General features: G+C 72.3%; 16 protein-coding genes and 2 pseudogenes. 14 read left to right on the forward strand and 4 right to left on the reverse strand.

Translation table 11 applies throughout. The annotated features are described in order from the left end of the window. The first annotated feature begins 17 nt into the window (after positions 1-17). The 5 genes and pseudogenes from uvrB to DE149_RS10045 all read left to right on the forward strand — a co-directional run bounded on the left by uvrB (position 18) and on the right by DE149_RS10045 (position 5,789). Positions 18-2,147: an excinuclease ABC subunit UvrB gene (gene uvrB / locus DE149_RS10025; protein ID WP_070709409.1), complete on the forward strand. Its 2,130-nt coding sequence runs from the start codon at positions 18-20 to the stop codon at positions 2,145-2,147. A gap of 77 nt (positions 2,148-2,224) precedes the next feature. Further along, the gene (locus DE149_RS10030) at positions 2,225-2,863 is read left to right on the forward strand and encodes a SatD family protein (protein WP_113914427.1); all 639 of its coding nucleotides are present in this window, start codon (positions 2,225-2,227) and stop codon (positions 2,861-2,863) included. Next, entirely contained in the window at positions 2,860-3,624 is a 765-nt protein-coding gene (locus DE149_RS10035; protein WP_113914428.1) for a hypothetical protein, read from the forward strand. Before DE149_RS10030 ends, DE149_RS10035 begins: the two co-directional genes overlap by 4 nt. Positions 3,625-3,673: 49 nt before the next feature. Further along, a pseudogene (locus DE149_RS10040) lies at positions 3,674-4,513 on the forward strand (TerC/Alx family metal homeostasis membrane protein); the annotation flags it as partial. Positions 4,514-4,529: 16 nt separating this feature from the next. Next, on the forward strand, positions 4,530-5,789 hold the full coding sequence (locus DE149_RS10045; protein WP_049147868.1) for a TerC family protein: 1,260 nt from the start codon (positions 4,530-4,532) through the stop codon (positions 5,787-5,789). A gap of 52 nt (positions 5,790-5,841) precedes the next feature. Here DE149_RS10045 and DE149_RS10050 read toward each other — a convergent pair whose 3' ends face one another. Further along, complete coding sequence (locus DE149_RS10050) at positions 5,842-7,308, reverse strand: alpha/beta fold hydrolase (RefSeq protein WP_063189259.1); 1,467 nt, start codon at positions 7,306-7,308, stop codon at positions 5,842-5,844. 32 nt (positions 7,309-7,340) lie between these two features. Next, a complete protein-coding gene (locus DE149_RS10055; protein WP_101967467.1) occupies positions 7,341-9,974 on the reverse strand; it encodes an RNA helicase in 2,634 nt (877 codons plus the stop codon). 42 nt (positions 9,975-10,016) lie between these two features. Between DE149_RS10055 and DE149_RS10060 the strand changes: the two genes are divergently transcribed. Further along, on the forward strand, positions 10,017-10,940 hold the full coding sequence (locus DE149_RS10060; protein WP_036382741.1) for a methyltransferase domain-containing protein: 924 nt from the start codon (positions 10,017-10,019) through the stop codon (positions 10,938-10,940). Between the two features lie 30 nt (positions 10,941-10,970). On the opposite strand, the gene DE149_RS10065 is transcribed toward DE149_RS10060, so the two are convergent. Further along, positions 10,971-11,651: an MBL fold metallo-hydrolase gene (locus DE149_RS10065; protein WP_036315309.1), complete on the reverse strand. Its 681-nt coding sequence runs from the start codon at positions 11,649-11,651 to the stop codon at positions 10,971-10,973. Between the two features lie 114 nt (positions 11,652-11,765). Between DE149_RS10065 and uvrA the strand changes: the two genes are divergently transcribed. The 8 genes from uvrA to gap all read left to right on the forward strand — a co-directional run bounded on the left by uvrA (position 11,766) and on the right by gap (position 22,286). Next, on the forward strand, positions 11,766-14,750 hold the full coding sequence (uvrA, locus tag DE149_RS10070) for an excinuclease ABC subunit UvrA (protein WP_036315307.1): 2,985 nt from the start codon (positions 11,766-11,768) through the stop codon (positions 14,748-14,750). Positions 14,751-14,790: 40 nt separating this feature from the next. Further along, entirely contained in the window at positions 14,791-15,462 is a 672-nt protein-coding gene (locus DE149_RS10075) for a 1-acyl-sn-glycerol-3-phosphate acyltransferase (protein WP_095346652.1), read from the forward strand. Beyond that, positions 15,455-17,380 carry an excinuclease ABC subunit UvrC gene (gene uvrC / locus DE149_RS10080; RefSeq protein ID WP_170747622.1) on the forward strand — a complete coding sequence of 642 codons (1,926 nt, stop codon included), beginning with the start codon at positions 15,455-15,457 and terminating at the stop codon, positions 17,378-17,380. Before DE149_RS10075 ends, uvrC begins: the two co-directional genes overlap by 8 nt. Continuing rightward, entirely contained in the window at positions 17,377-18,273 is an 897-nt protein-coding gene (rapZ, locus tag DE149_RS10085) for an RNase adapter RapZ (RefSeq protein ID WP_070709578.1), read from the forward strand. Before uvrC ends, rapZ begins: the two co-directional genes overlap by 4 nt. After that, positions 18,270-19,316, forward strand: a complete 1,047-nt coding sequence (yvcK, locus tag DE149_RS10090) for a uridine diphosphate-N-acetylglucosamine-binding protein YvcK (protein WP_049147872.1) — start codon at positions 18,270-18,272, stop codon at positions 19,314-19,316. Before rapZ ends, yvcK begins: the two co-directional genes overlap by 4 nt. Before the next feature lie 31 nt (positions 19,317-19,347). After that, positions 19,348-20,313, forward strand: coding sequence for a DNA-binding protein WhiA (whiA, locus tag DE149_RS10095; protein ID WP_036315298.1), 966 nt, complete (start codon positions 19,348-19,350; stop codon positions 20,311-20,313). A 150-nt stretch (positions 20,314-20,463) separates the two neighbouring features. Then, positions 20,464-21,090 (forward strand): superoxide dismutase, encoded by a 627-nt coding sequence (locus DE149_RS10100; RefSeq protein WP_036315296.1) that lies wholly within the window; start codon positions 20,464-20,466, stop codon positions 21,088-21,090. A 185-nt stretch (positions 21,091-21,275) separates the two neighbouring features. Continuing rightward, positions 21,276-22,286, forward strand: a complete 1,011-nt coding sequence (gene gap, locus DE149_RS10105; protein ID WP_041105191.1) for a type I glyceraldehyde-3-phosphate dehydrogenase — start codon at positions 21,276-21,278, stop codon at positions 22,284-22,286. A gap of 59 nt (positions 22,287-22,345) precedes the next feature. On the opposite strand, the pseudogene DE149_RS10110 reads toward gap, so the two are convergent. Next, a pseudogene (locus DE149_RS10110) lies at positions 22,346-22,465 on the reverse strand (IS5/IS1182 family transposase); the annotation flags it as partial.

Genomic DNA, 22,465 nt, shown 5'->3' on the forward strand with positions numbered 1-22,465 from the left:
CGACGTAGGGTTCTGCCATGAGCCTGGCCCAGAAGATCAACCGCGTCGTCGCCCCGTTCGAGGTCATCTCCCCCTACCAGCCCTCCGGTGACCAGCCGAAGGCCATCGCCGAGCTCGCCGAGCGCGTGGAGGCGGGGGAGAAGGACGTCGTCCTGATGGGCGCCACCGGCACGGGCAAGTCGGCGACGACGGCGTGGCTCGTCGAGCGCCTCCAGCGGCCCACGCTGGTGATGGTGCAGAACAAGACGCTCGCGGCGCAGCTGGCCAACGAGTTCCGGGAGCTGCTGCCCAACAACGCGGTCGAGTACTTCGTCTCCTACTACGACTACTACCAGCCCGAGGCGTACGTCCCGCAGACGGACACCTTCATCGAGAAGGACTCCTCCATCAACGAGGAGGTCGAGCGGCTGCGCCACTCGGCCACGAACGCGCTGCTGACCCGGCGGGACGTGATCGTGGTGGCCACCGTCTCCTGCATCTACGGCCTCGGCACGCCCGAGGAGTACATCGAGCAGATGGTCACCCTGCGCCGCGGTGCGGAGATGGACCGGGACGTGCTCCTGCGGCGGTTCGTGCAGATGCAGTACGTGCGCAACGACGTCGACTTCCACCGCGGCACCTTCCGGGTGCGGGGGGACACCGTGGAGATCATCCCCATGTACGAGGAGCTCGCGGTGCGCATCGAGTTCTTCGGGGACGAGATCGAGTCCATCCAGACCCTGCACCCGCTCACCGGCCAGGTGGTGCGCGAGGAGGAGGAGATGTACATCTTCCCGGCCTCGCACTACGTGGCCGGCGACGAGCGCATGGGCCGGGCGATCACCACCATCGAGGACGAGCTGCGGGAGCGGCTGCAGGAGCTGGAGTCCCAGGACAAGCTGCTCGAGGCGCAGCGGCTGCGCATGCGCACCACGTACGACCTCGAGATGATGCAGCAGATGGGCTACTGCAACGGCATCGAGAACTACTCGCGCCACATCGACGGCCGTCCCGCCGGCTCCGCCCCGCACTGCCTGCTGGACTACTTCCCGGACGACTTCCTGCTCGTGGTGGACGAGTCCCACGTGACCATCCCGCAGATCGGCGCGATGTACGAGGGGGACATGTCCCGCAAGCGCACCCTCGTGGAGCACGGCTTCCGCCTGCCCTCGGCCATGGACAACCGCCCGCTGAAGTGGGACGAGTTCCTCGAGCGGATCGGGCAGACCGTGTACCTCTCCGCGACGCCGGGCGCCTACGAGCTCGGCCAGGCGGACGGCTACGTCGAGCAGATCATCCGGCCCACCGGGCTGGTGGACCCGCAGGTGGTGGTCAAGCCGACCGAGGGCCAGATCGACGACCTGCTCGAGCAGATCCGCGTGCGCACGGCCAAGGACGAGCGCGTCCTGGTGACCACGCTGACCAAGCGCATGGCCGAGGACCTCACGGACTACCTGCTCGAGGCGGGGGTGAAGGTCGAGTACCTCCACTCGGATGTGGACACGCTGCGCCGCGTGGAGCTGCTGCGGGAGCTGCGCAAGGGCACCTTCGACGTGCTGGTGGGCATCAACCTGCTGCGCGAGGGCCTGGACCTGCCCGAGGTCTCGCTCGTGGCGATCCTGGACGCGGACAAGGAGGGGTTCCTGCGCTCCACCACCTCCCTCATCCAGACCATCGGCCGCGCCGCCCGCAACGTCTCCGGCGAGGTCCACATGTACGCCGACAACGTCACGGACTCCATGCGGCGGGCGATCGACGAGACCGAGCGGCGCCGGGCCGTGCAGATCGCGTACAACGAGGAGCACGGGATCGACCCCCAGCCGCTGCGCAAGCGCATCGCGGACATCACGGACCAGCTGGCCCGGGAGGACGCGGACACCGCCGACTTCCTCAAGGGCATGGGCGGCGTGAAGTCCGGGTTCGACTTCGGCATGGGCCACCGCGGCCTCAGCTCACTGGACCGGGCCCCGGCCACGGGGGAGGGTGCCGAGGCCCCGGCGGTGGACCCGGCGTCGCTGCCCGCCAAGGACCTGGCCGATCTGATCGAGCAGATGTCGCAGCAGATGCACCAGGCGGCGGCGGACCTGCAGTTCGAGCTCGCGGCCCGCCTGCGCGATGAGGTCGGCGAGCTCAAGAAGGAGCTGCGGCAGATGAAGCGGGAGCAGTGACCGCCCGGCGCGTTCCGCGCCCCGGGGTGTTATGAAAACACTGATGAATATCTTCATATCAGTGATAGTGTGACGCCATGAGCGCAGCACCCCCGGTCGCGGCCGTGATCGCGGACATCGTCGGCTCCCGCGCCCTCCCGGACCGGGACCGCGCGCAGGAGCAGATCCTGGCCGCCTTCGCGGCCGCGGAACAGGACGTCCCGCCGCTGCGTCCCGCCTGGGCCAGCGTCGGCGACGAGTTCCAGGCGCTGCACCGCACCTGGCCGGACGCGCTCCGGCTGACCGTCCGCGTCACGCTCGCCCTGCCCCCGGGCCTGGACCTGCGCTTCGGGATCGGCCTGGGGCAGCGGCGGGCCCTGGACGCCGGCGGAGACGGCATCGAGGACGGACCGGCCTGGTATCGGGCCCGCGAGGCCGTCGAGCGCGCGCATGAGCGGGCTGTCGGAGCCGCGACCGTCTTCCGCGCCGCGGACCCGTCCCTCACCGCCGCCGTGGACGGGCTCGTCCTGCTGCGCGACCATGTCCTCGGCCGACTCAAGGCCCGCGAACGCCGAATCGCCGCCGCCCTGCTGGGCGGGGCGACCCAGGCGGAGGCGGCACGGGCGGAGCGGATCACGCAGTCCGCGGTGTCACAGGCCGTCGCGCGGTCCGGGATCGACCGGCTGCTCGAGCTGGACGCCGAGCTCGCCGCCGCGGCGACGGAGGTCGCGCCGTGACCGCCCTCGCCCTGCTCGCGCTGGGGCTGCACGACCTGCTCGACGCCGTCCTGCCCGGCGCCTGGCCCACCCCCCGGCGGCGGTGGCTGGCCCGGGCCGGCGCGGCGGTGGCCGCCGTCCTCGCCGCGGTGCTGGTGGCCGTCCTGGCGCCGACCGGCATCTCCGTCGCGGTGGGCGGCGGCCTGGTGGCCCTCGGCCTGCTGATGGGCTGGACGTGGCTGCACCCGGACCGGCCGCTCGGGGTGGTCGCGGTGGCGGCCGCGGTCGGCCTGGTGGCCGTGCTCGAGTCGACCCTGGCGCCCGCGGGTCTGCGCTCCGCGCCCCCGGCACTCACGCTGCTGGCGGTGACGGTGGCGCTGACCGAGACCGGCAACCGGGTCACCCGCGCGGTCCTCGCCCTGGCGGGCCGGTCCGCCGACGGGGGCGACGAGGAGGCGGGGGACCCCGCGGCGGAGCCCACGACCGTGCCGTCCGCCGCGCCCACGGACCCCGCGGCCGACGGCCTGCGCGGCGGTCGCTACATCGGGCCCATGGAGCGACTGCTCATGGTCGTCCTGGGGCTCGCGCAGGCCTATCCGGTGATCGCGGCCCTGATGGCGGCCAAGGGCATCGTGCGCTTCCCGGAGATCTCGGCGGACCGCGGAGCCGGCTCGCGCGCGGAGGAGTTCCTCATCGGCTCCCTCGCCAGCTGGGGCCTGGCCGCCGCCGGCGCCGTCGTCGTCTGGCTCGCCCTCGGCTTGACCGCCCCCGGCGCAGCCTGAGACCGGGCCCACCCGCATCCGCGCGCGGGACCGCACCCGTCTAGACTGGCGCGGCCCCCACGAGCCCTCCATGAAGGAGGCCGGCCTGTGGATCGGGTTCTACGTGGCGCTGGCGCTGGTCTTCGCGGGGCTGCTCTTCGCCCTGGGCGATGCGCAGCACGGCACCGAGTTCCTCGCCGGCTGGGTCACCGAGTACAGCCTCAGCGTGGACAACCTGTTCGTGTTCCTCATCATCATGGCCAAGTTCCAGGTGCCCCGCCGCTACCAGCAGGAGGTGCTGATGGTGGGCATCATCATCGCGCTGATCGCCCGCGCGGTGTTCATCGCGGTCGGCGCCGTCGCCATCGAGCACCTGACGTGGGAGTTCTACATCTTCGGCGCCTTCCTGCTCTGGACCGCCTGGCAGCAGCTCAAGGACGACGGCGGGGACGAGGAGTCCGAGCCGGGCGTCGTGGCCCGCCTGACCCGCCGCCTCAACGTGGCGCCGGACTACGACGGCAACCGACTGCGCACCACCGTGGACGGCCGGCGCATGTTCACCCCCATGGTGGTCGTGTTCATCACGATCGGCCTGACGGACGTGATGTTCGCGGTGGACTCCATCCCGGCGATCTTCGGCCTCACCCAGAACTGGTTCATCGTCCTGACCGCCAATATCTTCGCCCTCATGGGCCTGCGCCAGCGGGCCCGACGACGCCCCGCTCCGCCCGCCGCGGGTCGGGGCGTCGTCGTGCGACCGGGTAGACTGACCGGCGACGTAGGGGAGTATCCCGAACACTGTGGACGTCAGCACGCCGCGGCCGCCGAGAGCGCGCCGCCGGCCGGACACAGGGGCCCGGGCCGCGGCCGCGGCGGGCGGAGAGACTTGCGGCACCGTCCTGACCCCTGACGCCGAGAGGTGACCCGTGGAAATCAACGGCCTGACCTGGGGCCTGACGATCGCGCTGATCGTCGGGCTCCTCGCGTTCGACTACTTCGCCCATGTCCGCAAGGCGCACACGCCGTCGATCCGGGAGGCCGCGATCTGGTCCGGCGTCTACGTCGGCCTCGCGCTCGTCTTCGGCCTCGTGTTCTTCGCCTTCGGCGACACCCAGCACGCGGTCGAGTACTACACCGGCTACCTGCTGGAGAAGGCGCTCAGCGTCGACAACCTGTTCGTCTTCCTGGTCATCATGGCCAGCTTTCGGGTGCCGCGCGAGTACCAGCAGAAGGTGCTGCTGTTCGGCATCACGTTCGCGCTGATCTCGCGCACCCTGTTCATCCTGCTGGGCGCCGCCGTCATCGCCGCGTGGTCGGACGTGTTCTACCTCTTCGGCCTGTTCCTGCTGATCATCGCCGGCGGCCAGCTCAAGGGCGAGATGTCCGGCGACGCCGAGGGCGCCCAGGACGAGGCGGACAACGTGATGGTCCGCCTCGTCAAGCGGTTCCTGCCCGCCTCCGAGCAGTTCGACGGCGACCGCCTCTTCACGACGGTGGACGGCAAGCGCCTCATGACGCCGATGCTCCTCGTGATGATCGCGATCGGCGCCACGGACATCCTCTTCGCCTTCGACTCCATCCCCGCGATCTTCGGCGTGACCCAGGAGGCGTACATCGTCTTCACCGCCACGGCGTTCTCGCTCATGGGCCTGCGCCAGCTGTACTTCCTGATCGACGGCCTGCTCGACCGCCTCGTCTACCTGGCCTACGGGCTCTCCGCGCTGCTGGCGTTCATCGGCGTGAAGCTGATCCTGCACGCCCTGCACGAGAACAACCTGCCGTTCATCAACGGCGGCGAGAACGTGCCCGTCGTCGAGATCCCCACGACGCTGTCCCTCGTGGTCGTCGTCGTGATCCTGGCGATCACCGTGGCGATCTCCCTGGCCTCGCCGAAGGGCCAGGCCCTGCGGGCGCTGCAGAACGCCGAGAAGTACTCGTACCGGTACTCGAAGCTGCCCGAGGACGCCGACCCGGCCGAGCGCGAGCGCGCCGCCGCCCTGATGGATCGCTGGACGGCCCGGGCCGAGGCCGTGGACCAGCGCTGGCGCGACCAGCTGCTCGAGCACAAGGACGCGTGGTCGGCCATCATCCGCACGGCCCACGAGACCCGGCTCGCCGATCCCCGTGACGACGACGCGCGCGGGGTCTCCGAGCAGATCGTGCGGCAGGACGGGCCCACCGTCTGAGCCGATCACGGCGCCGGGGAGCCCTCCGCCGGCGCCCGGGCCCCCGGGCCGGTCAGTCGACCGGGTCGGGGGCCGTCGTCGTCCCGGCGCCGTCCGGCGCGGTCATCGCCAGGAGCCGCTCGAGGATCGCCGGTCCGTCGTCGGCGATGCCGTCGTGGTGGAAGGCGTCGGTCTCCCACACCTGCAGGCCGCGGACGCGCCGCGCCGTCTCGAGCGAGAGGTCCCGGTCCACGTACACGTCGTCGGCGTAGACCGCGGCGGCCACGGGGACGGTGTTCTGCGCCAGGGCAGCCACGTCGTAGAGCGGGCCCCACTGCGTGCGCTCGGCGAGCAGCCGCGCCGTGCCGGCCAGGGGCCGCAGCCGGGGGTCGACCTCGACGGACCAGGGCATGACGTGTTCGCCCGTGGGCAGCGGGACCGTGGTCGCCTCCGGGTCGAAGTCCGGGTGCTCGGCGAGCATCCGGGACGCCGACCAGCCGGTGTCCGCCCGGCCGCCGGCCAGGTCCGCCGGCTGCGCGTAGATCGCCTCGTGCAGCACGGTGTAGAGCGGGTTGACGAGGCGGTCGTCCTGGTCGGCGACGGCGGCCAGGAACGTCTCGGACAGGCGCGGCGCGGGTCCGGTGCGGTCCACGGCCTCGGCGAGGACCCAGTGCAGGCGGTCCACGCGGGTGTTGCCGCCCAGCAGCATGCCCAGACCCTGGGCCCGTCCCACGGTGAGCGGCCCGCCGCCGGGCAGGGGGATCGGGGCGCCCGCGGCCTCGGCGGCGCGGATCAGCCCCACGGCCTCCGACCACGCGTCGCGGTCGGCCGGGTGCCGGTCGAAGAACTCCTCGGTGCGGGCGCGCATCCGGGCGTAGGTGGCCCGGTAGACCCGGTCGGCGTGGCCGGTGAGCGGGGCGAGGCCGCCGGTCACCAGGCTGCGCTGCAGGCCCTCCGGGTGGAAGGAGAGATAGCTCAGCGTGCAGAACCCGCCGAAGCTCTGGCCCAGTGTGGTCCACGGCCCGGCGCCGAGGGCGAGGCGCAGCATCTCGGCGTCCCGCACGATCGAGGGCGCCCGCAGGTGCACCAGGTGCTCGGCGCGCGCCTCGTCCGTGGCGAAGGCGCCCGGGGCGGTCAGGGTCGCCACAGTGGCCGGGGTCGAACGCCCCGTGCCGCGCTGGTCCAGCAGCAGCACGCGGTGGCTCTCGGCCAGCGCGCCGAGCCAGCCGCTCAGGCGCGCCGGGCGGGGCCCGGCACTGCCGGGGCCACCCTGGAGGTACAGGGCCCAGGGGCGCTCGCCCTCGGGGTCGTCCTTCGCCCGGATCTCGCGGGCGAAGACGGTCAGCGTGCCGCGCCCGTGCGGCCCGACGCCGGTGCCCGCCGCGTCCTGCGCCTCGGCCTCGGCGAGGCCCAGCGCGTGGTCGATCGGCACCGAGAACCAGTGGTCCACCGTGACGGTGCCGTCGTAGAGCTCGGTGCGCTCGCCCACGCGGTGGCGGGCCGGCTCGAGGGGAGCGAAGCCGCGCGGGTCGCCCGCCACGGGCCGTCCTGCCGCCCGAGCGTCCCCGGCGCTCACAGGCCCCACCCGGACTCGGGCGCGCCCACGGAGACCACCCGGATCACGGGATGGCCCGCCTCGTCGGAGGCGTCCAGGTCGACCACGGCGTTGATCCCGTGGTCCAGGTCCCCGTCCGGGTCCTTCAGGACCTGCCGCACCGCCCACCAGCGCGGGCCGGCCAGCTCCAGCGGGGCGGCGACGTCGGGGGCCGCGGCCACGCGGAACAGCTCGGGGCCGCGCGCGGCGGGGCCGTCGTCGATGTCCTCGTGGTCGTCGAAGTAGGCGTCGAGGGCGTCGGCCCAGTCGTCGGCGGACAGCTCGCCGGACAGGCGCGCGAGCGCCTCGTCCCGCTCGTCGCCGAACAGGCGCACCCGCTGGAACATCGCGTTGCGGACCATCACCCGGAACACGGGCTCGTTGTCCGTCAGGCGAGGCGGGGCCGGCGGCTCGAGCGCCTCCATGTCCCGGCGCAGCTCGTCGATGTCCCCGGCCACCAGGTCCTCCCACTCCTCCAGGAGGGACGAGTCGGTCTGCTTCACCATCTCGTCGAGCCAGTCCAGCAGCACCTGGAGCTCCTCGGTGCGGGCCGCCTCGGGGACGGTGTGGCGCAGTGCCTTGACCGCGTCCGTGAGGTAGCGCAGCAGCACGCCCTCGGACCGGGCGATCCCGTAGAACCGCACGTAGTCGCCGAAGCCCATGGCCCGCTCGAACATGTCGCGCACCACGGACTTGGGGGTCAGCTCGAACTCCGCGAGCCACGGGGCGTCCTGCCGGTAGAGCTCGAACTGCTGCTCGAGGAGCTCGGCCAGCGGCCGCGGGTGGGTGATCTCGTCGAGGGCCCGCATGCGGTCGTTGTAGTCCATGCCCTCGGCCTTCATGGCGGCCACGGCCTCGCCCTTGGCGTGCTTGACCTGGGCGGAGAGCACCTGGCGCGGCGGGTCGAGGGTCGCCTCGATCACGGAGACCACGTCGAGCGCGTGGTCGGGATCGGCCGGGTCCAGCAGGTCGAGCGCGGCGAGGGCGAAGGGGGAGAGCGGCTGGTTGAGCGCGAAGTCCGGCTGCAGGTCCACCGTGAGGTCCACGGTGCGGCCCTCGGCGTCCGGTTCGGGCAGACGCTCGACGACGCCCGTGGCCAGCAGCTCCCGGAAGATCCCGAGCGCGCGGCGCATGAGCACCGCCTGGCGGGCCGGGGTCTCGTGGGTGCCGCGCAGCAGGCGCCGGACCGCGATCACCGGGTCGCCGGGCCGGTCGAGGATGTTCAGCAGCATGGAGTGCGTGATCCGCATGCGGGAGACCAGCGGCTCCGGCTCGGCGGAGACGAGGCGCTCGAACGTCGCCGGCCCCCACGAGACGAAGCCGGCCGGCGGGGTCTTGCGCTTGCCGGACTTCACGGACTGCTTCATGCGCTTGGCCCGCTCGGCCTCGTCCTTGACGTTCGCGAACTTCGCCGCGGCCTTGCGCTCGGCCGCCTTGTTCTCGATCACGTGCTCGGGGGCCTGGACCACCACGGTGCCGGAGGTGTCGAAGCCGGCCCGGCCCGCCCGGCCGGCGATCTGGTGGAACTCGCGGGCCTGGAGCAGGCGGGTCTTCTCGCCGTCGAACTTGGAGAGCGCGGTGAGCAGCACGGTGCGGATCGGCACGTTGATCCCGACGCCCAGCGTGTCCGTGCCGCAGATGACCTTGAGCAGCCCGTCCTGGGCCAGCTTCTCCACGAGGCGGCGGTACTTGGGCAGCATGCCCGCGTGGTGCACGCCGATGCCCGCCCGGACGAGGCGGTTCAGGGTGTGCCCGAAGCCCGCGGAGAAGCGGAAGCCGGCGATCCGCGCGGCGATCGCCTCCTTCTCCTCCCTGGACGTCACCGAGATCGAGGACAGACCCTGGGCCGTCTCCACAGCGTCCAGCTGCGAGAAGTGCACGATGTACACCGGTGCCTGGTGGGTGCCCACGAGCTCCTCGACCTTCTCCTGCAGCGGCACCTCGGACCACTCGAACGTCAGCGGGATGGGGCGCTGCGCGTGGGCGACGACGGCGACCTCGCGCCCGGTGCGCTCGGTCAGGTCCGCCTCGAGGCGGGTCGTGTCGCCGAGGGTGGCCGACATCAGCAGGAACCGGGCCTGCGGCAGCTCGAGGAGGGGCACCTGCCAGGCCCAGCCGCGGGAGGGGTCCGCGTAGTAGTGGAACTCGTCCATCACCACGGTGCCGATCTCCATGCCCGAGCCCTCGCGCAGCGCGCGGTTGGCGAGGATCTCGGCCGTGCAGCAGATGATCGGCGCGTCACCGTTGACGGTGGAGTCACCCGTGACCATGCCCACGTTCTCCGCGCCGAACACGTCCACCAGCGCGAAGAACTTCTCCGAGACGAGCGCCTTGATCGGCGCCGTGTAGTAGGAGACGGCGTCGTGGGCGAGCGCGTCGGCGTGCGCGGCCAGCGCCACCAGGGACTTGCCGGAGCCGGTGGGCGTCGCCAGGATCACGTGCCGGCCCTGGACGAGCTCGAGGGCGGCCTCCTCCTGGGCGGGGTAGAGCGAGATCCTGCGGTCCTCGGTCCAGGCCGCGAAGGCCCCGAAGACGTCGTCGGCGTCCGGGGCCGGCGGGAGCGCGTCGATGCGGTCGGTCAGCGAGGGCGGGTTCGTGGCGGCAGAAGTCATCGCCCCCAGGGTATCGGCCGCTCCGCGCGATACGGTGCCGCCATGAGTCAGATCGCGCCCGAGAGCCCGCACCCGGACACCGACGCCGTCGTGGGGGACGTGACCGGCCGACAGGGCGGGGGGTTCACCTGGGATCCCGCGCAGTACGAGGGCTTCGCCGAACACCGCGCCCGCCCCTTCCACGACCTGGTGGGGCGCGTGCGCGCCGAGGCCCCGCGCGTCGTGGTGGACCTGGGCTGCGGCCCGGGGACCCTGACCCGGACGCTGGCCGAGCGCTGGCCGGACGCCGAGGTGATCGGTCTGGACGACTCGCCCGCCATGCTGGAGCGGGCCCGGGAGCAGGCGGCCCGCACGGGCGCCCCCGCCAACCTGCGCTTCGAGGCGGTCGACGCCTCGCAGTGGCGCCCGTCGGGGGCGACGGACGTCGTGGTGTCCAACGCGATGCTCCAGTGGATCCCGACGCACCGTCGCCTGATCCGGCGCTGGCTCGGGGACCTCACGCCGGGGGCGTGGTTCGCGGCGCAGATCCCGCGGCCCTACGAGCAGCCCTCCCACGCGGCGATCGTGGCGCTGGCGGAGGACCCGGCCTTCTCCGAGCCGCTGCACGGGGTGGCGACGACCCGCACCGTGGCGCCGCCCGAGGAGTACACGCGGCTATTCCTCGAGGCGGGGTGGTCCCCGGTCGTCTGGGAGACGGAGTACCAGCAGGTGCTGACGGGCGAGGACCCGGTGTTCCGGTGGACCTCCGGCGCGGCCCTGCGACCGAGCCTGCAGGCCCTGGCCCGCTGGGACGCCGAGGAGGGCGCCGCCGAGGGCGCCGGGCTGCTCGAGGCGTTCGTGGACCGGTACCGCGCCGCCATGCGCGAGGCGTACCCGCCGGTGCCCGGTGTCACGGCCGACGACGGCGGCCCGGTCACGATCTTCCCGGCCCGGCGCCTGTTCATGGCGGGGCAGAAGCCGGCCTGACGCTGGGCCCGGGACCGCCCGGGCGCACCGTCACCAGCCGCGCTCGGCCCACTCCGGCAGGTGGGGGCGCTCGGCGCCCAGGGTCGTGGAGGCGCCGTGGCCGGGGTGGACCACCACGTCGTCGTCGAACGCGTCGAAGATCCGATCGCTCACGTCCGTGAACAGCTGACGGAACCGGCCGTCGTCGCCCTCGGTGTTGCCCACCCCGCCCGGGAAGAGGGAGTCGCCGGTGAAGAGCACGGCCGGCTCGTCCGCCTCGGGGCGGCACACCAGCGCGATGGACCCGGGCGTGTGGCCGCGCAGGGCCACCACCTCGAGCCGGAGCCCGTCCGCCCCCACGGTGTCCCCGTGGCGCAGGCGCACGTCGGGGGCGACCCCCGTGGCCTCGGCGATCGCGTCGGCGTCGTCCTCGCCGGCCGCCGTGCGGGCCCCGGTCAGGGAGGCCAGCGCCGGCAACGCGCGCACGTGGTCCCAGTGTCGATGCGTGGTGACGATCATCTCGAGGCGCGGCTCGCACGGGGTGTCGTCCGCGGCCGAGGCGATGAGGTCGCGGATGGCCTCGGCCTCGGCGGCGGCGTCGATCAGCACCTGCGCCCCCGTGGTCTTGGAGGTGAGCAGGTACACGTTGTTGTCCATCTCCGACACGGAGCAGGTGCGCACCGTGACGGCGGGCAGATCGTGCAGGAGGCGGTTCCGGGCGGTCTCGGGCATGCGCAACAGTGTACGGACGGGGCGGTGAGGCGCCAGGGCGGGCCCGGCCCGCGGTGGGTTCGCCCACAGGCGAGACCCCGGTGTCGTGTCCGTACCCGCCCCTATGCTGGCCGCGTGCCCAAGAACTCCTCCACCACCGTCTCCTCCGCCGTCGAGGCCCACCCCGGCGGCCTCGCCTCCGGCCCCGGCGGCGCGCGCTCGGGCGAGCGGGACCGCATCGTCGTCCAGGGCGCCCGCGAGCACAACCTGAAGGACGTGGACGTCAGCTTCCCGCGGGACGCCATGGTCGTGTTCACGGGTCTGTCCGGCTCGGGCAAGTCCTCCCTGGCCTTCGACACGATCTTCGCCGAGGGCCAGCGACGCTACGTCGAGTCGCTCTCCTCCTACGCCCGCATGTTCCTGGGCCGGGTGGACAAGCCGGACGTGGACTTCATCGAGGGCCTGTCTCCGGCCGTGTCCATCGACCAGAAGTCGACCAACCGCAACCCGCGCTCCACGGTGGGGACCATCACCGAGATCTACGACTACATGCGCCTGCTCTGGGCGCGTGTCGGGGTGCCGCACTGCCCGCAGTGCGGCGAGCCGGTGAGCCGGCAGACCCCGCAGCAGATCGTGGACCAGCTCGAGGAGCTGCCCGAGCGCACCCGCTTCCAGGTGCTCGCGCCCGTGGTCCGCGGCCGCAAGGGCGAGTTCGTGGACCTGTTCAAGGACCTGTCCACGCAGGGCTTCGCCCGCGCCGTCGTGGACGGGGAGACCGTCCAGCTCTCGGACCCGCCCGTGCTGAAGAAGCAGGTCAAGCACACCATCGCCGTCGTCGTGGACCGCCTCGCCATGAAGGAGGGCATCCGCCAGCGCCTCACCGACTCGGTGGAGACCGCCCTGAAGCTGGCGGACGGCCTCGTCGTGGCCGAGTTCGTGGACGTGGAGCCGGTCGCCGAGAAGGGCAGGAAGAACACCGCGGAGTTCGGCGGGCGGGACGCCGAGGGCAACCCCCGGTACCGCTCGTTCTCCGAGAAGCTCTCCTGCCCCAACGGGCACGAGCAGACCGTGGACGAGATCGAGCCGCGCTCGTTCTCCTTCAACAACCCGTTCGGCGCGTGCCCCGAGTGCACCGGCATCGGCTCCCGTCTGCAGGTGGACCCGGACCTCGTCGTCGCCAACGACGAGCTGTCCCTGCGCGAGGGCGCCGTCGTGCCGTGGTCGCTCGGCAAGTCCACCTCGGACTACTGGCTGCGCGTGCTCGGCGGGCTGGGCAAGGAGATGGGCTTCTCCCTGGACACCCCGTGGAAGGACCTGACGGAGGCGGAGCGCGACGCCGTCCTGCACGGCAAGGACTTCAAGGTGGAGGTGACGTTCCGCAACCGGTTCGGCCGCGAGCGCCGCTACACCACGGGCTTCGAGGGCGTCATCCCCTACGTGATGCGCAAGCACGGGGAGACCGAGTCGGACGGCGCCCGCGAGCGCTACGAGTCGTTCATGCGGGAGATCCCGTGCCCGGCGTGCCACGGGGCCCGCCTCAACCCCACGGTCCTGAACGTGCTCGTGGGCGGCCTGTCCATCGCGGACGCCACCCGCCTGCCCATGCGGGAGGCCATGGAGTTCTTCTCGGGGCTGCGGCTGACGGACCGGGAGCGGCAGATCGCGGACCAGGTGCTCAAGGAGATCCTGGCCCGGCTGGCGTTCCTGCTGGACGTCGGCCTGGAGTACCTCAACCTGGAGCGGCCGGCCGGCACCCTCTCTGGAGGCGAGGCCCAGCGCATCCGCCTGGCCACGCAGATCGGCTCCGGGCTGGTCGGCGTCCTCTACGTGCTCGACGAGCCGTCCATCGGCCTGCACCAGCGGGACAACCGCCGCCTCATCGAGACCCTCCTGCGCCTGCGGGACCTCGGCAACACCCTCATCGTCGTCGAGCACGACGAGGACACGATCGCCGAGGCGGACTGGATCGTGGACATCGGTCCTCGCGCGGGCGAGCACGGGGGCGAGGTCGTGCACTCGGGCTCCCTGGCGGATCTCAAGGCGAACACGCGGTCCGTCACCGGCGACTACCTCTCCGGGCGCCGCTCCATCGCGGTGCCGGAGCGGCGTCGCGTCCCGGAGAAGGGGCGCGTGCTGACGGTCCGCGGCGCCCAGGAGAACAACCTGAAGGACGTCTCGGTGGAGGTCCCGCTCGGGGTCCTCACGGCCGTGACGGGTGTGTCCGGCTCGGGCAAGTCCACGCTGATCAACGAGATCCTCTACAAGGTCCTGGCCAACCGGCTCAACGGCGCCAAGCTCGTGCCCGGCCGGCACCGGTCCGTGGAGGGGCTCGAGCACCTGGACAAGGTGGTCCACGTGGACCAGAGCCCCATCGGGCGCACGCCGCGCTCCAACCCCGCCACCTACACCGGCGTGTTCGACGCGATCCGCAAGCTCTTCGCAGAGACCCCCGAGGCGAAGGTCCGGGGCTACCAGCAGGGCCGGTTCTCCTTCAACATCAAGGGCGGGCGCTGCGAGGCGTGCGCGGGGGACGGCACGCTGAAGATCGAGATGAACTTCCTGCCGGACGTCTACGTGCCGTGCGAGGTGTGCCACGGGGCCCGGTACAACCGGGAGACGCTCGAGGTCACCTACAAGGGCAAGAACATCGCCGAGGTCCTCGACATGCCGATCGAGGAGGCCGCGGACTTCTTCAGCGCGTACACCCGCATCTCGCGGTACCTGGACACGCTCGTCGACGTCGGTCTGGGCTACGTCCGCCTGGGCCAGCCCGCCACCACGCTCTCGGGCGGCGAGGCCCAGCGCGTGAAGCTGGCGGCCGAGCTCCAGAAGCGCTCCAACGGCCGCACCATCTACGTGCTGGACGAGCCGACCACGGGGCTGCACTTCGACGACATCCGCAAGCTCCTGCACGTGCTCCAGTCCCTCGTGGACAAGGGCAACACGGTGCTCACCATCGAGCACAACCTCGACGTGATCAAGAGTGCCGACCACGTGATCGACCTCGGCCCCGAGGGCGGCTCCGGGGGCGGCACGATCGTGGCCGCGGGCACGCCGGAGGAGGTCGCACACGTCGCGGAGAGCCACACGGGCCGGTTCCTCGCGGAACTGCTCGCGTAGCATGGACCCCGCCCACGCAGGACGCGGACGAAGGAGAGCCATGGCGACGTCGGAGCCCGTGCGCAGGAGCGCCGCCGCGCTCCTGCGGCTCACCTGCCGCCCCGAGGTCGTCGGCATGGAGCACGTCCCTGCGCGGGGCCCCTTCGTCATGGCCTCCAACCACCTGTCCTTCGTCGACTCGGTGATCCTCCAGGCCCTCGCCCCCCGCCCGGTCCACTTCTTCGCCAAGGAGGAGTACTTCACGGGCGCGGGCCTGCGGGGCCGCGTCCGGCGGCGGTTCTTCGAGTCCGTGGGCTCCGTCCCCGTCCGCCGGGGCGAGCAGGCCGCCTCCGTGGCCGCGCTCGAGTCCCTCGTGGGCCTGCTCGAGTCCGGCCAGGGCGTCGGCATCTACCCGGAGGGCACCCGCAGCCGCGACGGCCGCCTCTACCGCGGCCGCACCGGTGCGGCCTGGCTGGCCCTGGCCACCGGCGCACCCGTGGTGCCCGTGGGCCTCGTCGGCACGCAGCACCTCCAGCCGCCGGACACGAACGGCTTCCGTCCCCACCGGTTCTCCGTGCGCGTGGGCGCGCCCCTGGACTTCGGCCACCCCGGGCGTCGACACACCCTGCCGCAGCGCCGCGACGCGACGGCGGCGATCATGGACGCCATCGGCGCGCTCTCGGGGCAGGAGCGGGTGGACGCCTACAACGCCGCCCCGGGTGCCCGTGGCTGATCCGGCCTCCTACCGCCCGGCTCCGGGCGAGATCTCCACGTCGCCCGGCGTCTACCGCTTCCGCGACGCGGACGGACGCGTCGTCTACGTCGGCAAGGCGAAGAACCTGCGCGCCCGCCTGAGCTCCTATTTCCAGGACCCCGCCCGGCTGGCCACCAAGACCCGGACCATGGTGTTCACGGCGGCCGCGGTCGAGTGGACCGTCGTCGGCTCCGAGCTGGAGGCGCTCCAGCTCGAGTACACGTGGATCAAGGAGTACCGCCCCCGGTTCAACATCATGTACCGGGACGACAAGTCGTACCCGTACCTGGCCGTGACCATGAACGAGCAGTTCCCGCGCGTCCAGGTGATGCGCGGCGACCGGAAGCCCGGCGTGAAGTACTTCGGCCCGTTCCACCCGGCCAAGGCGATCCGCGAGACCGTGGACCTGATGCTGCGCGTCTTCCCGGTCCGCACGTGCTCGGCCGGCGTGTTCAAGCGGGCCCGCGCCCAGGACCGGCCGTGCCTGCTCGGCTACATCGGCAAGTGCTCGGCGCCCTGCGTGGGCCGGATCAGCCCGGCGGACCATCGCGCGCTGGCCCAGGACTTCTGCGACTTCATGGCCGGGGACGCGAACCGGTTCATCCGCGAGCTGGAGAAGGCCATGGCCCGTGCCGTCGAGGAGCTGCGCTACGAGGACGCGGCCCGGCTGCGGGACGACATCGCCGCGCTGCGCCGCGTGTTCGAGCGCAACGCCGTGGTGCTGCCGGAGAACACGGAGGCGGACATCTTCGCCCTGCACGCGGACGAGCTGGAGGTCGCGGTGCAGGTGTTCCACGTCCGGCAGGGACGCATCCGCGGCCAGCGCGGCTGGGTCATGGAGCGCGTGGAGGACGTCGCCGAGCCGGAGATGGTCGCGCACCTGCTCCAGCAGGTCTACGGCGACCTCGAGGGGCCGGAGCGCATCCCGCACGAGATCCTCGTCCCGGTCGAGCCCGGCGACGCCGCACAGCTCACCGAGTGGCTCTCGGGCCTGCGCGGGTCCCGGGTCGCCGTGCGCGTGCCCCGGCGGGGCTCGAAGGCGGACCTCATGGAGACCGTCCGGGAGAACGCGGAGATGGCCCTCAAGCTGCACAAGTCGCGGCGGTCCGGGGACCTCACCACCCGCTCCGCCGCCCTGCGGGAGCTGCAGGAGGCCCTGGAGATCACCGAGCCCCTGCTGCGCATCGAGTGCTACGACATCTCCCACTCCCAGGGCACCAACGTGGTCGGCTCGATGGTCGTCATGGAGGACGGGCTGCCGAAGAAGAAGGACTACCGCCGCTTCAACGTCACGGGGGAGGCCGCCCGGGACGACACGGCGTCCCTGCGCGACGTCCTGCGGCGTCGTTTCGCCCGCCTGGCCAAGGAGCGCGCGGAGGGCGCCCCGCTCTCCGGTCAGGTCGAGGGGGACGATCAGGAGGCGGGGCGCCGCTTCGCGTACCCGCCCTCGCTCGTGGTGGTCGACGGCGGCCCGCCCCAGGTGGCCGCGGCCGCGGCGGTCCTCGAGGAGCTGGGCCTGGACGACCTGCCCGTGGTCGGGCTGGCCAAGCGGCTCGAGGAGGTGTGGCTGCCGGGCGACGAGTTCCCGGTGGTCCTGCCGCGCACCTCGGAGGGCCTGTACCTGCTCCAGCGCATCCGTGACGAGTCGCACCGGTTCGCGATCGCGGGCCACCGCAGCCGGCGGTCCAAGGCGATGACCGTCTCCGCCCTGGATGGGATCCCGGGCCTGGGCCCGGCCAAGCGCACCGCGCTGCTGAACCACTTCGGCTCCGTCGCCGAGATCCGGGCCGCCGGCGTGGACCGGCTGACCGAGGTCGCCGGCATCGGGCCGCGGCTGGCCGAGGCCGTCCACACGGCGCTCACGGCCGACACGCCCGCGGATACAGTGGAGTCATGATCGAGGAGACCCTCCAGCCGGAGAAGCCGCCGACATCCGAGGTGCTCGTGATCGCCGGGATGTCCGGCGCCGGACGGACCACCGCCGCGCACGCGCTCGAGGACCACGGCTGGGACGTGGTGGAGAACATGCCGCCGGCCCTGTTCGGCACGCTGGCCGAGCTCATCGCCCGCTCGCCGGAGGCGTTCCCGCGCCTGGCGATCGTGGTGGACGTGCGCTCGCGCTCCTACTTCGAGGAGCTGTACGCCGCCCTGCAGCACCTGGCCAACAGCGGAGTGGAGTATCGCACCGTGTTCCTCGATGCGGAGGACCACGTCCTCCTGCAACGCTTCGAGGCCGGCCGCCGCCCCCACCCGATGCAGGGCAACGCCCGGCTGCTGGACGGCATCCGCGCGGAGCGGGACGTCGTCGAGCCGCTCAAGGCGCGTGCCGACGTCGTGGTGGACACCACCGAGCTGAACGTGCACGGCCTGGCCACGGAGATCACCGAGCTGTTCTCGGAGTCCGGCCCCGTCACGCTGCGCCTGACCATCATGAGCTTCGGGTTCAAGTATGGCGTCCCGGCGGACGCGAACTTCGTGGCGGACATGCGCTTCATCCCCAACCCCCACTGGGTGCCGGCGCTGCGTCCGCACACGGGCACGGAGGCCGCGGTCGCGGACTACGTGCTCTCCCGCCCCGGTGTCGAGGACTTCCTGCGCGCGTACGTCGCCATGCTGGGGCCGGTGTTCGAGGGCTACCGGCGGGAGAACAAGCACTACGCCACGCTCGCCATCGGCTGCACGGGCGGCAAGCACCGCTCCGTGGCCGTCGCCGAGGAGCTGGCCCGGCGTCTGGCCCAGGTGCCCCACGTGACGGTGCACGTCCAGCACCGGGACATGGGGCGCGAATGACGTCCCCGCTCACCGGCCAGCTGCCCCTGCCGCCCGGGATGGGTTCGGAAGGGCGCGGGGTGGGCGCCGGCATGTCCCGCCCCACGGCCCGGGTCACCGCCCTCGGCGGCGGCCACGGCCTCTCCGCGTCCCTCGCGGCCCTGCGGCACGTGGCCGGGCACCTCACGGCCGTCGTCACGGTGGCGGACGACGGTGGCTCCTCCGGCACCATCCGCCGGGAGATGGCGGTGCTGCCGCCCGGCGACCTCCGCATGGCGCTGGCCGCCCTGTGCGACGACACCGACTGGGGTCGGACCTGGGCCCACGTCATGCAGCACCGCTTCCGCTCCACCGAGGTGCCCGCCGACCAGGCCACCCTGGACAACCACGCGCTCGGGAACCTCCTGATCGTCGCCCTCTGGGAGCTGCTGGGCGACCCGGTGGACGGGCTGCGCTGGGCCGGCGCCCTGCTGCGGGCGCACGGTGAGGTCCTGCCGGTCTCGCGGGTGCCGCTGACCATCGGCGGGGACGTGCTCAGCGCCGGCCCGGACGGCCGCCTGCGCACCCGATGCGTGGAGGGCCAGGTGGCCCTCGCGGTCGCCGCGTTCGAGGGGCGCGTCACCGACGTCCGCCTGAGCCCGTCCGACGCCCCCGCCACCCCGGAGGCGCTCTCGGCGATCGAGCTGGCCGACTGGGTGGTGCTCGGACCCGGCTCGCTGTACACGTCGGTGCTGCCGCACCTGCTGATGCCGGACGTGCGCGCGGCCCTCGCCGCCACCACCGCCCGGCGCCTCATGGTGCTGAACCTGCGCACGGGAGACCAGGAGACCACCGGCCTCACCCACGCCGACCACCTCAAGGTGCTGCGCTCCTATGCGCCGGACCTCCGGCTGGACGTGGTGATCGCCGACGTGGACGCGGTCACCGACCGGGCGGCGGTGGAGGCCGAGGCGGCCCGGATGGGCGCGCGCGTGGCGTTCAGTAGAGTGAGCAGTGCCCAGGATCCCCAGGTCCACGACCCGCTGCGCCTGGCCGTCGCGATCGACGAGGCGATGACCCACTGACGCGCGCACCTCGCCGAGAAGGAGCACGAGCATGGCGCTGACCATGACCCTCAAGGAGGAGCTGGCCCGTGTGCCGGTCGCCGCGACCCCGGAGCGGCGGGCGGAGACCGCGGCGATGCTGCGGTTCGCCGGGGGGTTGCACCTCGTGGCCGGCCGCGTCGTCGTGGAGGTTGAACTGGACCACGGCGCCAGTGCGCGCCGCCTGCGCGCCGCCATCACCGAGCTGTACGGCCTGGCCCCGGAGATCGTGGTGGTCTCCGGCGGCAACCTGCGCCGTGGTCAGCGGTACGTGCTCCGGGTCGTGCGCGGGGGAGAGGACCTCGCCCGGCAGACCGGGCTCATCGACCAGCGGGGACGGCCCGTGCGTGGCCTCGCGCCGGTCCTCGTCAGCGGGACGACGGCGGCCACCGCCGCCGTGTGGCGCGGGGCCCTGCTGGCCCACGGCTCCCTCACCGAGCCCGGCCGCTCGGCGGCCCTCGAGGTGACCACGCCGGGCCCGGAGGCCGCGCTCGCGCTGGTGGGGGCCGCGCGTCGGCTCCGCGTGGCGGCGAAGGCGCGCGAGGTGCGTCAGTCGGACCGCGTCGTGGTCCGCGACGGCGAGGCGATCGCCACGCTGCTCGCCGCCGTCGGCGCGGAGCAGACCGCGACCCTCTGGCGCGAGCGGCGCGAGCGCAAAGAGGTCCGGGCCACCGCCAACCGCCTGGCGAACTTCGACGACGCCAACCTGCGCCGTTCCGCCCAGGCCGCTGTCACGGCCGGGGCGAAGGTGGAGCGGGCCCTCGAGATCCTCGGGGACGAGGTGCCCGACCACCTTCGCTACGCGGGACGGCTGCGCCTCGAGCACAAGCAGGCCTCCCTCGACGAGCTCGGCCGCCTCGCGGACCCGCCGATGACCAAGGACGCCGTCGCCGGGCGCATCCGCCGGCTACTGGCCATGGCGGACAAGCGGGCCGCCGAGCGGGGCATCCCCGGGACGGACGCGGCCTCCGAAGGCTGAGCGCGGGATCACCGTCGACGGGATCTGGCCCCGGCGCTCCGCCCCCGATCACAATGGAGACGGACGGAATACGCCGCCGAGACGCGAGGTTGCCCGAGGTAGGAGGCCGAGGGCGTCCTGCCCGCAGCCTCGCCTGACCAAGGAGGAAGCATGACCGAATACACCCTTCCGGAGCTGGACTACGACTACGCCGCGCTGGAGCCGCACATCTCGGCCCGCATCATGGAGCTGCACCACTCCAAGCACCACGCCACGTACGTCAAGGGCGCGAACACCGCCCTGGAGAAGCTGGCCGCCGCGCGTGAGGCCGGCGACTTCGGCTCCGTGAACCAGCTGTCGAAGGACCTCGCCTTCAACCTGGGCGGGCACACGAACCACTCGATCTTCTGGAAGAACCTCTCGCCGGAGGGCGGCGACAAGCCGACCGGCGAGCTGGCCGCCGCCATCGACGAGTACTTCGGCTCGTTCGACCAGTTCCAGGCCCACTTCACCGCCGCCGCCCTCGGCATCCAGGGCTCCGGCTGGGCCGTGCTGGCCTACGAGCCCATCGGCGGCAACCTGGTGATCGAGCAGTTCTACGACCAGCAGAACGGCGTGCCGGTCGCCACCATCCCGCTGTTCCAGCTGGACATGTGGGAGCACGCCTTCTACCTCGACTACCAGAACGTCAAGGCGGACTACGTCAAGGCGATCTGGAACATCGTGAACTGGGCCGACGTGCAGGCCCGCTTCGAGGCCGCCCGCGCCGGCGCCTCCGGCCTGATCCTCCCGGCCTGATCCACACCGCGCACCGGGGCGCTGACGTCGTGGCCCCACGACGTCAGCGCCCCGATGCGGGGAGGGGCTCGGCGCTCCGGCCCTGTCCCCACCGCGCGCCCGGACCGGGCGCGACCGCTCGACCGTACCGCCCCGGACCCACCGCCACGGGGACCACGCAACGCGAACTAACGAGAGAGACCACCATGACCAAGATCGCCATCAACGGCTACGGCCGCATCGGACGCAACATCGTGCGCGTGCTCAGGGACCGCGGCCACGAGAACCTCGAGCTGGTCGCGGTGAACGACCTCGCCGACCCCGAGGACCTGTTCTGGCTGACCCAGTACGACACCATCCTGGGCCGCTACCCGGGCGAGCTGGAGCGGACCGAGAAGGGGTTCCGCATCGACGGCCGCGACGTCGCGTTCTTCCAGGAGGCCGACCCGACGAAGCTGCCGTGGGGTGAGCTCGGCGTGGACCTGGTCATCGAGTGCACCGGCATCTTCACGACCGGCCCCAAGGCGCAGGCCCACCTCGACGCCGGGGCCAAGAAGGTCCTCATCTCCGCTCCCGCCAAGGAGGTCGACGGCACCTTCGTGATGGGTGTGAACGAGCACACCTACGACGCGGAGACGATGCACATCGTCTCGAACGCCTCGTGCACCACGAACTGCCTGGCCCCGATGGCGAAGGTCCTCAACGACGAGTTCGGCATCGTGGACGGCATCATGACCACGATCCACGCGTACACCGGCGACCAGAACCTGCACGACAACGTGCACAAGAAGGATCGCCGTCGGGCGCGCGCCGCCGCCCAGAACATGGTGCCCACCTCCACGGGCGCGGCCAAGGCCATCGGCGAGGTCATCCCGGAGCTGAAGGGCAAGCTCGACGGCTTCGCCATGCGGGTGCCCACCATCACCGGCTCGGCCACCGACCTGACCGTGGAGCTGACGCGCCACGTGGAGGTCGAGGAGATCAACGCGGCGTTCAAGAAGGCCGCGGAGTCCGGTCCGCTGCAGGGCCGCCTGGTCTACTCGGAGGACCCGATCGTGTCCTCGGACATCATCACCTCCCCGGCGGCGTGCACCTTCGACGCCCCGCTGACCAAGTCCATCGGCCAGACCGTGAAGATCATCGGCTGGTACGACAACGAGTACGGCTACACCTCCCAGCTCATGGACTTCGCAGACCTCATCGGCTCGAAGCTCTGAGCCCGCACGGCGCCCGACGGCCCGGGCCGACGGTTCCTCCGTCGGCCCGGGCCGTCCGCCTAGGGCATGTCTGACAATCGTTTTGACCATGCGATCACAGCATTCAGGACCACAGCGGCCCTGTAGATGATCGCGTACTTGTCATACCGGGTCGCCAGGCCCCGCCACTGCTTCAGGTG

Origin of the sequence: Micrococcus sp. KT16, from assembly GCF_003315015.1 — a bacterium.
GTDB lineage: Bacteria > Actinomycetota > Actinomycetes > Actinomycetales > Micrococcaceae > Micrococcus > Micrococcus luteus.

Excerpts from the sequence above, each read along its gene's own strand:
- uvrB (WP_070709409.1), top strand. The coding sequence starts at position 18 with ATGAGCCTGGCCCAGAAGATCAACCGCGTCGTCGCCCCGTTCGAGGTC.
- DE149_RS10030 (WP_113914427.1), top strand. The coding sequence starts at position 2,225 with ATGAGCGCAGCACCCCCGGTCGCGGCCGTGATCGCGGACATCGTCGGC.
- DE149_RS10055 (WP_101967467.1), bottom strand. The coding sequence starts at position 9,974 with ATGACTTCTGCCGCCACGAACCCGCCCTCGCTGACCGACCGCATCGAC.
- DE149_RS10060 (WP_036382741.1), top strand. The coding sequence starts at position 10,017 with ATGAGTCAGATCGCGCCCGAGAGCCCGCACCCGGACACCGACGCCGTC.
- DE149_RS10065 (WP_036315309.1), bottom strand. The coding sequence starts at position 11,651 with ATGCCCGAGACCGCCCGGAACCGCCTCCTGCACGATCTGCCCGCCGTC.
- DE149_RS10075 (WP_095346652.1), top strand. The coding sequence starts at position 14,791 with ATGGCGACGTCGGAGCCCGTGCGCAGGAGCGCCGCCGCGCTCCTGCGG.
- rapZ (WP_070709578.1), top strand. The coding sequence starts at position 17,377 with ATGATCGAGGAGACCCTCCAGCCGGAGAAGCCGCCGACATCCGAGGTG.
- yvcK (WP_049147872.1), top strand. The coding sequence starts at position 18,270 with ATGACGTCCCCGCTCACCGGCCAGCTGCCCCTGCCGCCCGGGATGGGT.
- whiA (WP_036315298.1), top strand. The coding sequence starts at position 19,348 with ATGGCGCTGACCATGACCCTCAAGGAGGAGCTGGCCCGTGTGCCGGTC.
- DE149_RS10100 (WP_036315296.1), top strand. The coding sequence starts at position 20,464 with ATGACCGAATACACCCTTCCGGAGCTGGACTACGACTACGCCGCGCTG.
- gap (WP_041105191.1), top strand. The coding sequence starts at position 21,276 with ATGACCAAGATCGCCATCAACGGCTACGGCCGCATCGGACGCAACATC.